Annotated in this window: 14 protein-coding genes; 7 read left to right on the top strand and 7 right to left on the bottom strand. The window is 58.7% G+C overall.

The window, feature by feature from the left end:
• Positions 1–64 precede the first annotated feature (64 nt).
• Entirely contained in the window at positions 65–1,273 is a 1,209-nt protein-coding gene (locus ACWKWE_RS06805; RefSeq protein ID WP_166596648.1) for an MFS transporter, read from the top strand.
• 211 nt (positions 1,274–1,484) lie between these two features.
• Complete coding sequence (locus ACWKWE_RS06800) at positions 1,485–2,036, top strand: glutathione peroxidase (protein ID WP_166596649.1); 552 nt, start codon at positions 1,485–1,487, stop codon at positions 2,034–2,036.
• Between the two features lie 378 nt (positions 2,037–2,414).
• Here ACWKWE_RS06800 and ACWKWE_RS06795 read toward each other — a convergent pair whose 3' ends face one another.
• The 3 genes from ACWKWE_RS06795 to ACWKWE_RS06785 form a co-directional block, all read right to left on the bottom strand.
• The gene (locus ACWKWE_RS06795) at positions 2,415–3,713 is read right to left on the bottom strand and encodes an OmpP1/FadL family transporter (protein WP_166596650.1); all 1,299 of its coding nucleotides are present in this window, start codon (positions 3,711–3,713) and stop codon (positions 2,415–2,417) included.
• Positions 3,714–3,853: 140 nt separating this feature from the next.
• Entirely contained in the window at positions 3,854–4,345 is a 492-nt protein-coding gene (locus ACWKWE_RS06790) for a hypothetical protein (protein ID WP_483850068.1), read from the bottom strand.
• 277 nt (positions 4,346–4,622) lie between these two features.
• Positions 4,623–4,847 carry a hypothetical protein gene (locus ACWKWE_RS06785; protein ID WP_166596652.1) on the bottom strand — a complete coding sequence of 75 codons (225 nt, stop codon included), beginning with the start codon at positions 4,845–4,847 and terminating at the stop codon, positions 4,623–4,625.
• 1,069 nt (positions 4,848–5,916) lie between these two features.
• Here ACWKWE_RS06785 and ACWKWE_RS06780 point away from each other — a divergent pair.
• From ACWKWE_RS06780 to ACWKWE_RS06770, 3 genes are all read left to right on the top strand, one after another.
• Positions 5,917–7,281 (top strand): DNA recombination protein RmuC, encoded by a 1,365-nt coding sequence (locus tag ACWKWE_RS06780; RefSeq protein WP_166596795.1) that lies wholly within the window; start codon positions 5,917–5,919, stop codon positions 7,279–7,281.
• Between the two features lie 504 nt (positions 7,282–7,785).
• Entirely contained in the window at positions 7,786–9,237 is a 1,452-nt protein-coding gene (locus ACWKWE_RS06775; RefSeq protein WP_483850067.1) for an NCS1 family nucleobase:cation symporter-1, read from the top strand.
• A gap of 191 nt (positions 9,238–9,428) precedes the next feature.
• On the top strand, positions 9,429–9,554 hold the full coding sequence (locus ACWKWE_RS06770; RefSeq protein WP_256665300.1) for a PA1414 family protein: 126 nt from the start codon (positions 9,429–9,431) through the stop codon (positions 9,552–9,554).
• Positions 9,555–9,715: 161 nt separating this feature from the next.
• On the opposite strand, the gene ACWKWE_RS06765 is transcribed toward ACWKWE_RS06770, so the two are convergent.
• From ACWKWE_RS06765 to speB, 3 genes are all read right to left on the bottom strand, one after another.
• The gene (locus ACWKWE_RS06765; protein ID WP_166596654.1) at positions 9,716–10,006 is read right to left on the bottom strand and encodes a hypothetical protein; all 291 of its coding nucleotides are present in this window, start codon (positions 10,004–10,006) and stop codon (positions 9,716–9,718) included.
• 263 nt (positions 10,007–10,269) lie between these two features.
• Positions 10,270–11,649: a sodium:solute symporter family protein gene (locus ACWKWE_RS06760; RefSeq protein WP_483850066.1), complete on the bottom strand. Its 1,380-nt coding sequence runs from the start codon at positions 11,647–11,649 to the stop codon at positions 10,270–10,272.
• A gap of 261 nt (positions 11,650–11,910) precedes the next feature.
• Positions 11,911–12,861, bottom strand: a complete 951-nt coding sequence (speB, locus tag ACWKWE_RS06755) for an agmatinase (RefSeq protein WP_401145010.1) — start codon at positions 12,859–12,861, stop codon at positions 11,911–11,913.
• 154 nt (positions 12,862–13,015) lie between these two features.
• Between speB and ACWKWE_RS06750 the strand changes: the two genes are divergently transcribed.
• On the top strand, positions 13,016–13,909 hold the full coding sequence (locus tag ACWKWE_RS06750) for a LysR family transcriptional regulator (protein WP_166596657.1): 894 nt from the start codon (positions 13,016–13,018) through the stop codon (positions 13,907–13,909).
• 12 nt (positions 13,910–13,921) lie between these two features.
• Positions 13,922–14,512, top strand: a complete 591-nt coding sequence (locus ACWKWE_RS06745; protein ID WP_483850065.1) for a tRNA-uridine aminocarboxypropyltransferase — start codon at positions 13,922–13,924, stop codon at positions 14,510–14,512.
• A 3-nt stretch (positions 14,513–14,515) separates the two neighbouring features.
• On the opposite strand, the gene ACWKWE_RS06740 is transcribed toward ACWKWE_RS06745, so the two are convergent.
• Positions 14,516–14,737 carry a DUF6316 family protein gene (locus ACWKWE_RS06740; RefSeq protein ID WP_166596659.1) on the bottom strand — a complete coding sequence of 74 codons (222 nt, stop codon included), beginning with the start codon at positions 14,735–14,737 and terminating at the stop codon, positions 14,516–14,518.
• Positions 14,738–14,954: the final 217 nt, after the last annotated feature.

The raw sequence follows: 14,954 nt of genomic DNA, 5'->3' as shown, positions 1-14,954 counted from the left end.
TGCCTGAATCTGATTTAGTGGCATATGCAACTAATGCCCCACGCACCGCTTTTGGAGATAAAAAATGACATCCGTCTGGCGTACCAGTGGCTGGGTCTTGTTGGGCAGTGCCCTGATTCTGGCCCTCTCGCTGGGAACGCGGCATGGCTTCGGGTTGTTTTTGCCGCCCATGAGCGCGCAGTTCGGCTGGGGTCGGGAGGTCTTTGCGTTTGCCATCGCGCTGCAGAACCTGGTCTGGGGCTTGGCCCAACCCTTCACTGGCGCGCTGGCTGATCGCTTCGGTGCTGCCAGAGTCGTACTGGTGGGGGGCGTGCTGTATGCCGTGGGGCTGGGATTGATGAGCATGGCCGACTCACCGGCGACACTGTCCCTGAGTGCCGGGTTGCTGATTGGCATCGGGCTGTCAGGCACAACGTTCTCGATCATTCTCGGCGTGGTCGGGCGTGCCTTGCCCCCTGAAAAACGCAGCATGGGCATGGGGCTCGCCAGCGCGGCGGGTTCATTCGGGCAGTTCGCCATGCTGCCCGGCACCCTGGGGTTGATCGGCTGGCTGGGCTGGTCCATGGCGCTGGTCGCGTTGGGCTTGCTGGTGGCGTTCATCCTGCCGTTGGTGGCGATGCTCAAGGACAAACCCGCGCCCGTCGTTGCAGGTGAGCAGACCTTGAAGGAGGCCTTGCGAGAGGCCTGCACGCATTCCGGTTTCTGGCTGCTGGCGTTCGGGTTCTTCGTCTGCGGGTTTCAAGTGGTGTTCATCGGCGTTCACCTCCCTGCGTATCTCGTGGACCAGCATTTGCCCGCCACCGTGGGCACCACCGTGCTGGCCTTGATCGGGTTGTTTAACGTGTTCGGCACCTACGTCGCGGGTTGGTTGGGCGGGCGGATGTCCAAGCCGCGACTGCTGACGGCGCTGTACCTGCTGCGAGCGGTGGTGATCGTGCTGTTCCTCTGGGTGCCGTTGACCCAGACCACGGCCTACCTGTTCGGCATGGCGATGGGGCTGCTCTGGCTGTCCACCGTTCCGTTGACCAATGGCACCGTCGCCACGCTGTTCGGCGTGCGTAACCTGTCGATGCTCGGTGGTATCGTGTTCCTCTTCCACCAGTTGGGCGCCTTTTTGGGCGGCTGGCTGGGGGGCGTGGTGTATGACCATACCGGGAGTTACGACATGATCTGGCACGTCTCGATTGCGTTGAGCCTGATGGCGGCCGCCCTCAACTGGCCGGTACGCGAGCGGCCCGTGGCGCGCCTGCAGCTCCAGCCGGTGGCGCTGTGACCCGGTTGACGCCCTGGCTGGCAGGCGTTGCCATTGTGGCGACGCTGCTGGCGCTGGCCTGGTGGGGCTGGCACAGCGTTGGGCTGGGCGCTCTGCAATTGGGTATGACCTGCTGAGCCTGGGCGTTCTTGGTCGTCCCTAGGCATCGATGACGACAGAGAGTAGCGTGTGGTTTCTATCGCCCGACTCTCTGCCTTGAATGGATGCCGACATGAACCTTCGCTGGATTTCCCTTCCTGTTCTTCTGCTCGCCATGGGCGGTGTCGCCATGGCTGCGGATTGCCCTCCTTTATTACAAGGCGAGCTGCCCAAGCTGCGAGCCAAGCAGGATATCGACCTGTGCAAACAGTTCGCGGGCAAGCCGATGCTAGTGGTGAACACCGCGAGTTTTTGTGGCTTCGCGCCGCAGTTCAAAGGGCTGGAGGCGTTGAATCAACGGTTCAAAGGGCAGGGATTGGAAGTGTTGGGCGTGCCGTCGGATGACTTCAAGCAAGAGTCGGATAACGCCGCCGAGACCGCCAAAGTCTGTTACGTGAATTACGGCGTGACCTTCACCATGACCGAGCCGCAGCCGGTGCGGGGTTCAGATGCGATCAACCTGTTCAAGGTGCTGGCGGAACAGAGCAATGCGCCGAAGTGGAATTTCTACAAGTACGTGGTGGACCGGAAGGGGAACGTGGTGGCGAGTTTTTCCAGCATGACCAAACCGGATGATCCTGAGCTGATTTCGGCTGTGGAAAAAGCGATTGCTTCGAAGCCGTGAGGTTTGAGGCCGTGTGTGGATGCGTTGGTTGATGCTGATCGCGGTCCTGCTTTGCAGCAGGACCGTGTCGTTCCCCGATTTCCGGCACGCCGCCGAATCCCTGTGGGAGCGAATTTATTCGCGAATGACGTTCAGGCGATGGCGATGCGCCGAATGTATCGGCTCTTCGCGAATGAATTCGCCCACAGTGGGGGTCGTGCAAGGGTGCAGGCTCGCACATGGCACACACCGCGAAGATGGCCCATCGCGACACGCTACGCTGCTAGCCGATTTTTCCGATTGACCGCTGGCACCCCTGAACGAAAAACCCCGCATCCATCGCTGGCTGCGGGGTTTTCTGTATGGCGAACAGGTGATCGGCCTGTCCTGCCAACTGCATCAGAAGCGGTAAGTCAGGCCCAGGCCGAAGCCGTTGGCGCTGTTTTCGTATTTGGCGTTGTACGTTTGACCCAGCGGACTGACGTCACGAACCTTCACAGACTCTTCTTTCAAGTACGAGTAGGCGACATCGATCGTGATGTTGTCGGTAGGGCTGTAACCGGCACCCAGGCTGAAGATGGTCCGATCGCCCGTCGGGATGCGCGGAGAACGGTTGTCGTTGTTGGTTGGCGACTGATCGAAGGTCAGGCCCGTACGCAGCACCCATGCCTTGTTCAACTGATACGACGTGCCGATGGCGTAAGCCCAGGTGTCATGCCAGTTCTGCTCTTCAGTAATGGTGCCGAACAGGCGAGGTGCCAGTGCACCACCACTCACGCCCGAGTTCTTGACGGTGATGTCTTGCAGGCGGCTCCAGCGGGTCCAGGTCGCACCGGCGTAGAGCTTCCACGCATCGTTCATTTTCTGCGTGACCGAGAAGTCCACCGACTCAGGGGTGTCCAGGCTCAATTTGGCGTCATAACGACCTGCGCTCAGCAGGGCAGGCGGTACGCCAGCGCCTGGCGTCACCTCAGTGTGGCCTTCCAGTTTGTAGGTCACTTTCGAGTGGTAGGTCAGACCGAGCGTGGTGGTGTCGGTGGCCTGGACCAGGATACCGGCGTTGAAGCCGTAGCCCACGTCATCGCCTTTGACCTGCACGCGACCGTCGCCCGCAGGACGGCCGGTGATTGGCGCGGTCACGCCGCTCAGGTTCGGGTTGGACTCCAACGCACCGGAGATGCGGTTGATGGTCGGGCCGAAACCGATCGACACTTTATCGTTGAAGGCATAGCTGATGGTCGGCTGGAAGGTCACGACCTTCACAATGCTCTTGCTGCCGAAGTTACGGCCCTGGAAGCTGCTTTCGTAATCGGTCACCAGGCCGAACGGGGCGTAGACGCCCAAGCCGAATGCCCAGTGATCATCCACAGGATTGACGTAGAAACCCATGGGAACGGCGGTGAACGGCACCATGTCGCCTTTATTGGTACCGGAGCTGCGACCGCTGACATCCTTGATGTCGGTCGACGCATCAATGGCGGCGACACCGACGGTGACTTGTTGGCCCTTGAGCCGCGACATGCCGGCCGGGTTGCCATAAACGATGCTGGCGTCGTCGACGGACGAGGAACGGCCCGCGAAGCCGGTCCCCATGCCGCTGATGCTTTGTTCGTTCAGGGCAAAACCGGATGCGAAAACTTGGGTGGAGGCAAGAGTGATGGCGAGACTGAGGCTGGATTTGATCATTGTTTTTTTCATTGTTAGAACTCCTTGTTGATCACCGCGCGGAAATTACCAATATTTTTCATAGCGCGCTATAGGCTGGATCACCCGAGTTAGAGCAGTTTTTGTAGGACAATCCGAGTAAACGTGCTGCGATCTCCAGCGAAACCGCTGAGTCACAAAATGGCTGGTTCGCCCTTATATAAAGGGCGAACTGTGGTTTGCCAGGCCGTCATGAAATCCTGCAGGCGGCCCTGAGGCTGAAATATCCTGCGCCAAATACGCGCCATTCTCTTCACATCGGTTTCGGCAGGCAGGGTGAGTCGGCTGGCCTCAACCATCATCCAGGCGATGGCCGTGGAGTATCGAAGGTTGACGGTGAGCTCCAGATCCGGTCCGGTGAGAAATGCATGCTGGCTCGCGAGGCCTCTGACCAGGCTGGCGAGCTCGGGGTCTTTGGCCAGGTAGCCATCCCAGAGTTGGTAGTGGCGTGCGTCGGAAATGCCGTAAAGCCCGTGTCCACGCTGGGTGTCCAGCGCTGCGCCCAGTGCGGACTGACTGGCGGCGACGGCGAGCAGAAAGGCTTCTGCTCCTGGATGCTGGCGACCGAGATAGATCAGCGTGGGGCGGATCACATAACGGCGCAATTCACTGGCGGCGATTCCCATAACACCCTCGGGAGGTTAATGAGCCGGCGGACCCTGACGCTTGGCAGCGGAAATGGAATCCGGGCCCACCGGAAGCGGCTCAGACCGCTTGAGTTGAAGCGTAGTCTCATATTTGCGATGTAAAAGACTGTTTTTAAAATATTTCCCGATCTGTAACGCTGTGCATATTTCATCTGGCAATGAACGCAGCCGCTTTTTCATATGAAAAACAGGCACAAAAAAGCCCCACCGTTTTAGGGGTGAGGCTTGGCGTGCGTTTTTTACCCGACGAACGGTATCAGGCGATCAGCGCCTGACGTGTACGGTCGATCACGGCTTGCAGCGGTTCGGCGCTGGAGTACTGATCCGGGTAAAGACGTTCGCTGTGACGGGCGATGCCGTGTTCGTTGACGATAGTGAAGCTGAAGCAGCCTTTGCGGGCGGCCATGATCAGGCAGTCCATCGGAGCAAAGGCATTGGTGAGGGTGCGGATAGCATCCTGAGTCTGGATATGAGTAGTCATGTAATGGTGTTTCCTGAATCGACACGCAATAAGAGGCGTGCAAAATAAAAACGTTCCAGTAAACGCGGGCCGATGCTCGAAGGCGAGTCAGGGCAGGGCGCAGAACCTGTCTGGAACAAAAGCAGCCAGTTGAAGCGCGGTTATCATGTGGCGCTGGGCTGACTGGTAGGTACTTCGGAGGGCAGGCGACACAACAGGAGCAAAGGTTCGATGCTCGGGGTGAAGATCCTGATCAATTTGCAGGCTGGTTTGAGCAGGCCATGATTGCTTCTCCACACCTCCGATCGTTCGGCAGGCTGTGCGAGTTCATGTCTGTAAACCATCGAGGTGATCGATCCCTTTTTTCAGTCCATCTGCAGTTTGGCAAATGTGGATTGAGGGATTTGTTCGATCAGAATTGACTTTCAGCTTGGTACTAACGGCGGCAATGCTATCCGATGCGGGGAGACAAAGCAAGTCCGATCCCTAGAGCGCAAATTCGGTTCAGCGCAGGTTCAGCTATGAGGAAGGGACTGAATGCTGGCGGTCTGCCTCTTTTCAGACCGATCCTACACGCTTAGGCATGTTTTCGGGGTGGCTATATAGCGATTGGAAATTGACTTGTGCACATTAGATCGGTTAGCTGCCATCTCACTGTCACAATCGGCCCTAACAGCTTGATTTCATGTATCGAATTATTAAGTCAATGAAAATCATCGCTTTTTTGCATTGGTGAAAAAATCGTCAGTTTGAACGCAGGCCCCATTCTGCCTACGTTTGCGGGGGTTCAGGGGGTGTTGTCCACTGAGTTATCCACAGGTTCTGTGGATTGTCCCAAGCGCTTGCTCTAGCCCGCGGCTCTGCGAATTGACAAAGTGGCGACCCCCGCCTCATCGAACCCTTGATCCTGATCTGACGACAGCGCCGCTTGTGCGCATAATGCCGCCAGCATCGATTGTGGAGTCGGGAAATGTTTATGGCTTTGGACCTCACCAGCCTGTTGCTGGGGTTGGGGGCAGCGGCGGTACCGTTGCTGGCATTGGCGTGGCAGTTGCAACGTCGGATCACCCTGCGCGAAGCGGAGGTCGCGCTGCTCGACGAGCGCTTGAGCAATGCGCAGATGGCACAAGACGGTCTTAATGCCCAGCTTGATGCCTGCCGAGACGAAATCAGCGACCTGGGTCAGGCCAATGCTGTGAAGCAGGCCGATCTGGCCGCATTGCGGCGTGAAGTGGAATTGCTGCGGCAGCAGCACGGTGCGGCGCGGTTGGCTCAGGAAGGATGGGGTCATGAGCGCACGCTTAAAGAAGCAGAACTGCGTCGGCTGGACGCGCAATGCGCGTCGCTGAGCGCCGAGTTGCGCGAGCAGCAGGAAGGTCATCAGCAGCGCCTGAACGACTTGCAAGGTTCTCGCGATGAGTTGAGGGCGCAGTTTGCAGAACTGGCGGGCAAAATCTTCGACGAGCGTGAGCAACGTTTCGCCGAGACCAGCCAACAGCAATTGGGCCAGTTGCTCAACCCACTCAAGGAACGCATCCAGTCCTTCGAAAAGCGCGTGGAAGAAAGCTATCAACAGGAAGCCCGCGAGCGTTTTTCGCTGGGCAAGGAGCTGGAGCGCCTCCAGCTGCTGAATCAGCGCTTGAGCGACGAGGCCACCAACCTGACGCGTGCGCTGAAAGGGCAGAAAACCCAAGGCAACTGGGGCGAGCTGATTCTGGAGCGAGTACTGGAACATGCCGGGCTGGAAAAAGGCCGCGAGTACCAGACTCAAGTCAGTCTGAAAGGGCCGGATGGCGAACGGTTCCAGCCTGATGTGTTGATCATGCTGCCCGGCGACAAACAGGTGGTGGTGGACGCCAAAGTCAGCCTGACGGCGTATCAACAGTACGTGTCGGCCGAGGATGAAGTGATCGGTCAGGTCGCACTCAAGCAGCATGTGCTTTCGTTGCGCAACCACGTGAAGGGGTTGTCGGGCAAGGATTACAAGCGGCTTGAAGGTCTGCACAGCCTGGATTTCGTGTTGCTGTTTGTGCCCATCGAAGCGGCGTTTTCGGCGGCGTTGCAGGCAGAACCGACCATGTTCCAAGAGGCATTTGATCGCAACATCGTGATCGTCAGCCCGACGACGCTATTGGCCACGCTTCGCGTGATCGACAGTTTGTGGAAGCAGGAACGCCAGAGCCAGAACGCTCGCGAAATCGCCGAGCGGGCAGGGTGGCTGTACGACAAGTTCGTGCTCTTTATTCAGGACCTCGATGAAGTCGGCAGCCGTTTGCAGCAGTTGGACAAAGCCTACGGTGCGGCGCGCAACAAGCTGGTCGAAGGGCGTGGCAACCTGGTCAGCCGCAGTGAGCAACTCAAACTCCTGGGGGCCAGGGCGAGTAAAAACCTGCCGGCCGACCTGTTGGAGCGAGCCCTCACCGATGAAGACGGCGTCGTGCAGTTGCCGGAGTGATTTGAGGCGACGCTGAACATCTCTGGGAGCGAACTCCAAAGCAGTCGCGAAACGCGGGGCTTTACGCGGACATAACTGTGGGAGCGAATTCATTCGCGAATGGCCGGGGCAGGCGACGTATGTCTATCGGCTGGACGATACCTGGCGAATGAGTCCGCTCCCTACATAAGTGACGCTCACACGTGAAACTTATACAGGACAATAAATCTGCAGTTTGTATACATATTAATCACTGGCAATCTTTGGTGCTGAAAACGCACCCCGATCAGGCACCACTGCACTGTCAGTGGGCGCAAGCGGTCCCCTAAACAATACTGTCTTTCTGCTACTGCCCTCGCTTTCATCCCTTATAAAACCGCGATTTAGCATTCTCATGCGCTCGCTAAAATACCGATGGCACGCATTCTGCCTATTGGTTCGTATACAACACGCGCTTGCTCCCGTACGCAGTGTGTTCCACCTCTCTGGCTCGGGAGCCAGCCTGTCCTCTCAGGGAGATATGCGATGACCGAGCCAATGCCCAAGGGCTACAGCCCCCGCCTGTATAACCAAGACCTGGGACCCGTGCCGCAGAAGTGGACGTGGTACAACATTTTTGCGTTCTGGATGAGTGACGTGCACAGCGTGGGCGGTTACGTGTTCGCTGCGAGCCTCTTTGCACTGGGGCTGGCGAGTTGGCAGGTACTGATCGCGCTGCTCTTGGGGATCTGCATCATTCAAGTGATTGCCAACCTGCTGGCCAAACCGAGCCAGCAGGCGGCAGTGCCTTATCCGGTGATCTGTCGGTTGGCGTTCGGCGTTTTCGGCGCGAATATCCCGGCTGTGATTCGCGGCCTGATCGCCGTGGCGTGGTATGGCGTACAGACTTACCTGGCCTCCAGTGCGTTGATCATCGTGGTTCTGCGATTTTTCCCACAGATGTCGGTCTACGCGGAACCGCATTTCGCTGGGTTGTCCTACCTCGGCTGGTTCGGTTTCCTCGCGCTCTGGCTGGTACAGGCTGCGGTGTTCTGGACCGGCATGGATTCGATTCGTCGGTTCATCGATTGGGCAGGGCCGGTGGTCTACGCCGTGATGTTCCTGCTGGCGGGCTGGATCGTCTGGAAAGCCGGTTGGGCCAACATCAGTTTTACGCTGTCCGAGAAGTCCCTGACCGGCTGGGACGCGATGGCCCAAGTGATCATGGCTACTGCGCTGGTGGTGTCGTACTTTTCTGGTCCTACGCTCAATTTCGGTGATTTCAGTCGCTACTGCCGGAGCATGTCCGAGGTGCGTCGCGGCAATTTCTGGGGCCTTCCCGTTAATTTTCTCGCGTTCTCTCTGGTCACGGTCGTCATTGTCTCCGGCACCTTGCCGGTGTTCGGTGAGATGCTGCACGACCCGATTGCCACTGTTGCCCGCATCGACAACAGCGTGGCTGTGCTCCTGGGGGCCTTTGCATTCGTGACGGCGACCATCGGCATCAACATCGTCGCCAACTTCGTCTCTCCGGCTTTTGACTTCGCCAACGTCGCACCGAGCAAGATCAGCTGGCGTGTGGGCGGGATGATCGCCGCTGTCGCCTCGATCTTCATCACGCCGTGGAACCTCTTCAATAACCCGGCCGTGATCCATTACACCCTGGATGTACTGGCGGCCTTTATCGGCCCCTTGTTCGGCATTCTGCTGGTGGACTATTACCTGATCAAAAAACAGCAGATCGACGTGGATTCGCTGTTCAACGACGGCCCCAGCGGTCGCTACTGGTACACCGGAGGCGTGAATTACACGGCGGTCAAGGCGCTTGTTCTGGCGACCTTGGTGGGCATTGGGATCACCTTCGTACCGGCCTTGCAACCGATGGCGAACTTTGCATGGTTTACCGGATGTTTTTTGGGTGGGGCGTTGTTCTTTGTCTTCGCCCGGCGCACTCAGGCCCATGAATCCGCTGCACTGACGCCTGCCGTGGCCAACTGATCGGGCGCTTGAGGGAGTGCCGTTGGTCGGGTGAAGGCTGGGGATGGCCGCTTTGAAATGTCTCAACGTAAAGAAAGCGAAAATTTCCTGCCGCGACACTCCGTAGCAGGCGTAAAGTGCGACTTAGCACTATGATCTGCGGTAAGCGGACCAGAAGTTGGCTGCCGGCATTTCCCTGAAGGGGGCGTTATATGAACAGCAAATTGCAAGAATGGCTTCACGATGTAGGTGTTGCTCTAGGCTTGATCGAACGGCCGAAGCTGCAGCCCATTCCCGTTCGCACCGACGATGACCAGCGTCGCCGCCCGCGCCGCTAAGCCTTCGGCCTTCGTCACCTTCGATTGACCCACCCGTGAACAGCGGTGCTATCGCACGATAGCCCGCTCGATTTTTTTCGGCTGTACCTCACGGGTCACGCCCGACCATGGGCGCTTCGCTGTATCCCTCCCTCATCTTTTTCCGTGCTGACGCGTCCAATTCAGTGCGGTTTCCTGTTTTTCATTTGCACAAGAATCAGATCGACAAGGCCTTGCAGCGTCAGTTGGCTGTAATCGGGGTTTTCTGGAAGGTGTGAGAGCTCGGATTTGACGCGAGAGGGTAGGGTGATATTGAAGTCGGTTTGAAGGTCTTCGAAGAAATTGCCAAAGTCCTCTTCGTCCAGAAAGAGTTCGCTCACCATCGGATCGGCTTGTTCCTGGATGATCGATTTGTCGACGAGGATTTTCCCGAGTGTATCGAAAATGTGCTGCTGGATTTCGCTGCGGTTCATGGGGAAGCCTCTGCCTGATTGTGTTCGAACTAACCCCGACTTCATTCACAGAGGTTTGCGGCCTGACAGCTGGATCGTGCTTCGCTCCTTGATATGACCCCGTTGAGGCACATTGCCTCCAGTGCTGTCTTGGCTAAGGCTAGCCCAGATTTCGCCGAGTCGAATGACGGGTTCAAGATGAAATTGTGTAACTGCCCATAAAAAAGGACGCCCGAAGGCGCCCTTGATCTGTTTCAGTAACGTTACGTCTGGAGCCATTCCAGTCAGACCGCCCGTGCCACGGCTACGGAGCGAGGCGACACAAGGCTGACGACCACGAAACTCGCCAGGCCAACCGCCAGGCTGTAGTAGATCGGGGTGTTGGCGTCCAGACCATCCTTGAGCATGAACGCCAGCGCAGTGATGAAGCCCAGGCTCATGCTGGTGATGGCGCCCGCCGTGGTGGCGCGCTTCCAATAGATGGCGCCGATCAGTGGGATCAGCATGCCGCCCACCAACAGGTTGTAGGCCAGGGTCAGCGCGCTGATCACGTCGTTCACCACCAGCGCGATGGCCAACACCACGAGGCCGGTCAATGCTGTGAACAGGCGGTTGATGCCCAGGCTCGATTGCTTGCCACCGCGCAGTTTTGGCAACAGGTCTTCAGTCAAGGTGGTGGAGGCTGCAAGCAAGCCTGCGCTGGCGGTGGACATCATCGCGGCCAGTGCGGCAGCAATCACCAGGCCGCGAATGCCGTCCGGCAATGAGGCTTTGACGATGGCGGCAAAGGCCGTGTTGACGTTGGCCAGGTCCGGCAGCAACACGTGAGCGGCCATGCCGATCAGTGCGCAGACCAGGCCGTAGACGATGCAGTACACCCCTGCAACGGAGCCTGCGTACTTGGCGACTTTCTCGGTGCGTGCGGTGAAAACGCGTTGCCAGATGTCCTGGCCGATCAGGATGCCGAAGAAGTAGATCAGGAAGTAGGTGATGATCGTGTCCCAGCCGATGGTGGTCCAGCTGAAGCTCGACGCGGGCAGCTTGGCGACCAGTTCGTCCCAGCCACCGACGCGGTACAGGCAGATCGGCAGCAGGATGAACATCAGGCCCACGGTCTTGATCACGAATTGCACGATGTCGGTGAGGGTCAGCGACCACATGCCGCCGATGGTGGAGTACACCACGACCACGCCGCCGCCCAAAATCACCGAGACCCAGAACGGCAGGTCGAACAGCACTTGCATGACCGTGCCGATGGCGAGAATCGAGGTCACGCCAATCATCAGCGCGTAGGCGAGCATGATCATGGCGCTGGCTTGGCGGGCCATGGGGTTGTAGCGTTTTTCGAGGATCTGCGTAACGGTGAAGATGCGCAGTTTGAGCAGTGGTTTGGCGAGGAAGAGGTTCAGCGCGATGATGCCGACGCCCAGCGCGGCACAGAGCCAGAACCCGGAAATGCCGTGGACGTAGCCGAGACGTACGGTGCCGACAGTAGAGGCGCCGCCCAGCACGGTGGCGGCCATGGTGCCCATGTACAAGCTAGGGCCGAGGTTGCGTCCGGCAACGAGGTAGTCTTCGTGGGTCTTGGCCCTGCGCATGCCGTACCAGCCCAGTACCAGCATGCCGGCCGCGTAAATCAGCACGACGAAAATATCTAAAGCCATGGAGGTGTCTCCGATCATTGTTTTTATAGTGAGTCGCGAATCATCCGGCTGAAGTGACGCAGGCAGTCAGCGGGTGAGTTTGTTATTCAGTTGATATAAGAACATGGGGTATGCGCTGGACCTGCAGGAGCGAATTCATTCGCGAGAGGCCTGTGCGGACAATGCATCTCCATCGTCTGTACTGTTCTTCGCGAATGAATTCGCTCCTACAGAGGGCCAGGGTTTCGCCAGCAAACCCCAGCAAAAGGCAAACTCCGAGCGTTACCGGTGAACAACCCCCGGCAGCACGCACAACATCTCGTACAGCAGGTTGGCCCCCAGCAGCGAGGTGTTGCCGGTGGTGTCGTACGGTGGCGAAACTTCCACCAGGTCGCAGCCGATCAGATCCAGCCCTTGACACCCGCGGATGATTTCGATGGCCTGAATGGTGGTCAGGCCGCCGATTTCAGGGGTCCCGGTGCCTGGCGCCCAGGCCGGGTCGATGCCGTCGATGTCGAAGCTCAAGTACACCGGACCGCCGCCCACTTTCTCGCGCACTTCGGCCATCAGTGGCGCCAGCGACTTGTGCCAGCACTCTTCGGCCTGCACCACGCGAAATCCTTGTTTGCGGCTCCAGTTGAAGTCTTCGGCGGTGTAGCCCTGCGCACGCAGGCCGATCTGCACCACGCGGTCACAATCCAGCAAGCCTTCTTCCACGGCGCGACGGAAAGTGGTGCCGTGGGCGATCTTCTCGCCGAACATGTGATCGTTGACGTCCGCGTGGGCGTCGATGTGCACCAGACCGACCTTGCCGTGCTTTTTATGAATGGCACGCAGGATCGGCAGGGTGATGGTGTGGTCACCGCCCAGGGTCAGCGGGATAATGCCGTGTTCGAGGAAGCCGTCGTAGGCCTCTTCGATGATGCGCACCGCATCCAGCAGGTTAAAGGTGTTGATGGCGACGTCGCCGATGTCGGCAACCGACAGCGAATCGAAAGGCGCTGCCCCCGTGGCCATGTTGTAAGGGCGAATCATCACCGATTCAGCGCGGATTTCACGAGGTCCGAAACGGGTGCCTGCCCGCAGCGAGGTGCCGATGTCCAGCGGCACGCCAATGAAGGCGGCATCGAGGCCAGCGGCCGTTTGCAGGTGGGGCAGACGCATCATGGTGGCGATGCCGGCGAAGCGCGGCATTTCGTTGCCGCCCAGTGGTTGGTGGAAAATCTTGTCCACGGGATTGCCTCATCGGTGAGTGATTAATAGTGGTTAGCAATGGGCGGATTCTGCGAACCGAGGGCCTGGTGAACAATCGCTGAGGCAAAATACTTAGTTCAGAGATTTCTGAAGTATCGGGTAAGCTGGCCGTTCTTCGATACCTGGATGCATCATGGCCAGCGCATTACCCGATCTGAAACTGCTGCGTATCTTCACCTGCGTGGTCCGCCATCAGGGCTTCGCCAGTGCGCAGCAAGAATTGAACCTGTCGACCTCCGCGATCAGCACTTACATGAGTCAGCTGGAGTCGACGCTGGGTATCGTGCTGTGCCATCGCGGCCGTGGCGGGTTCAGCCTGACGAGCAAGGGCGAGCTGTTTCATCAGGAAACCCTGCGCCTGCTGGGGGAGCTGGAAGGCTTTGAACTCTACGCAGCCGCACTCAAGGGCGAACTGCGCGGGACGCTGAACCTGGGTGTGCTGGACTCCACCGTCAGCGACCGGGCGTTGCCGTTCGCCGAAGTGATCGGGGCATACAGCGAAGAGCATCCGGCGGTGCATTTGCACCTCTCGGTCATGAGCCCTTACGAGTTGCAATTGGGGGTCCTGGATAACCGGCTGGATTTGGCGATCGGCTCGTTTTCCACCCGCATGAACGGCCTGCTGTATCAGCCGCTGTACCGCGAACAGCACTGGCTGTATTGCAGCAATCGGCATCCGCTGTTCAACGAGCGGCGCATTCCGGAGCCGGTGATTACCCAGCAGCGCATGGTCGGGCGTGGTTATTGGAGTCAGGCGGAACTGGCGCGACACGGCTTCAAGCACAGCGCTGCGACCGTGGAAAGTATGGAAGCCCAGCTGATTCTGGTGCTTTCCGGTGCGTACATCGGCTATTTGCCCGAGCATTACGCACAATCCTGGGTCGATTCCGAGCACCTCCGCGTGCTGTTGCCTGCCACATTCGGCTATCAGGCGCCGTTCTCGATGATCCTGCGTCGGGGACGCAGTCGCGAGCCGTTGATCCAGACCTTCCGCGACCTGCTCAAAGCGCAGCTCAACCCGCTCTAGGAGGGCCCGAACATGTCCCGTGCCCGCTGCGACCGCTGTCTTCGCCCTCAAGATCATTGCCTCTGCGCCCTGATTCCCCGTCTGGACAGCCGAGCTCGCGTGCTGATTTTGCAACATCCCAGTGAGGTCAATCACGCGCTGAACACGGCACGGCTGGCGGCGCTGGGGCTGAGTAACGCCCAGTTGGTGGTGGGGGAGGTGTTCGAAGGGTTGGCGGACCTGTTGAACGTGCCGGGTTATCAGGCCCGGCTGTTATTTCCTGGCGAAGAGGCTGTGGCGCTCACGGCCCAGACGTCGGATTCGTCGCCCACGCTGCTGGTGGTGCCCGACGGCACATGGCGCAAGGCCCGCAAGTTGCTGCACCTGAACCCGCTGTTGGCGGCACTGCCGAGGGTCACGCTGGAAAACATGCCGTCATCCCGTTACCGCTTGCGCAAGGCGCCGGGGCCGGATGCGTTGTCGACGCTGGAAGCGATCATCCACGCCCTGCACACGCTGGAACCGGATCGTTCATTTGCGGCGTTGTTGCGGCCGTTCGAGGCTTTGATCGAAGGACAAATCGCGGCGATGGGTGAAGACACCTTTCGCCGCAATCACAGCTGACCGTCAGCCATTCAACGACGTTGGCGGCTCGGACGAAGACAGCTGCCCGGCCTGCATGCGCCGAATATAGGCGTCGGTTTCCCGCTCGGCGTCTTCCTTGGTGAAGAAGGGGCCTTCAAGGGTATTTTCGCGGGTACTGAAGAAATACATGCCGTTGACGCGGGAGACGCGGTCGCTGCGGAAACGCACGGCGGTCTCGGGGTCTTGCTCACGCTTGCTCAACATAGCCTTCTCCGGTCTGGGAGTCTGTTCGGAAACGATTCAGGACGGCTAAACCTGGGGTACGACAGCCAAATGACGTTTCCACAGCGTGAGACGGAAAGGTTGGCTGAACGTTCGATACTTTACTCCAAAGAATGCGGCGGGTCAGGTGGGAATGCGTTGGCTGACCTGGCGCGAAAGCGTCGGATCAGTCAACTGACGAATCCATTGACCCACCCCA

It is taken from the genome of Pseudomonas salicis (genome assembly GCF_057128705.1).
This window is presented reverse-complemented; position numbering and strand designations above follow the sequence as displayed.

What these genes read in the sequence shown, in the direction of transcription:
- ACWKWE_RS06805 (WP_166596648.1), top strand. Translation starts at nt 65, where the DNA reads ATGACATCCGTCTGGCGTACCAGTGGCTGGGTCTTGTTGGGCAGTGCC.
- ACWKWE_RS06800 (WP_166596649.1), top strand. Translation starts at nt 1,485, where the DNA reads ATGAACCTTCGCTGGATTTCCCTTCCTGTTCTTCTGCTCGCCATGGGC.
- ACWKWE_RS06795 (WP_166596650.1), bottom strand. Translation starts at nt 3,713, where the DNA reads ATGAAAAAAACAATGATCAAATCCAGCCTCAGTCTCGCCATCACTCTT.
- ACWKWE_RS06790 (WP_483850068.1), bottom strand. Translation starts at nt 4,345, where the DNA reads ATGGGAATCGCCGCCAGTGAATTGCGCCGTTATGTGATCCGCCCCACG.
- ACWKWE_RS06785 (WP_166596652.1), bottom strand. Translation starts at nt 4,847, where the DNA reads ATGACTACTCATATCCAGACTCAGGATGCTATCCGCACCCTCACCAAT.
- ACWKWE_RS06775 (WP_483850067.1), top strand. Translation starts at nt 7,786, where the DNA reads ATGACCGAGCCAATGCCCAAGGGCTACAGCCCCCGCCTGTATAACCAA.
- ACWKWE_RS06770 (WP_256665300.1), top strand. Translation starts at nt 9,429, where the DNA reads ATGAACAGCAAATTGCAAGAATGGCTTCACGATGTAGGTGTTGCTCTA.
- ACWKWE_RS06765 (WP_166596654.1), bottom strand. Translation starts at nt 10,006, where the DNA reads ATGAACCGCAGCGAAATCCAGCAGCACATTTTCGATACACTCGGGAAA.
- ACWKWE_RS06760 (WP_483850066.1), bottom strand. Translation starts at nt 11,649, where the DNA reads ATGGCTTTAGATATTTTCGTCGTGCTGATTTACGCGGCCGGCATGCTG.
- ACWKWE_RS06750 (WP_166596657.1), top strand. Translation starts at nt 13,016, where the DNA reads ATGGCCAGCGCATTACCCGATCTGAAACTGCTGCGTATCTTCACCTGC.
- ACWKWE_RS06745 (WP_483850065.1), top strand. Translation starts at nt 13,922, where the DNA reads ATGTCCCGTGCCCGCTGCGACCGCTGTCTTCGCCCTCAAGATCATTGC.
- ACWKWE_RS06740 (WP_166596659.1), bottom strand. Translation starts at nt 14,737, where the DNA reads ATGTTGAGCAAGCGTGAGCAAGACCCCGAGACCGCCGTGCGTTTCCGC.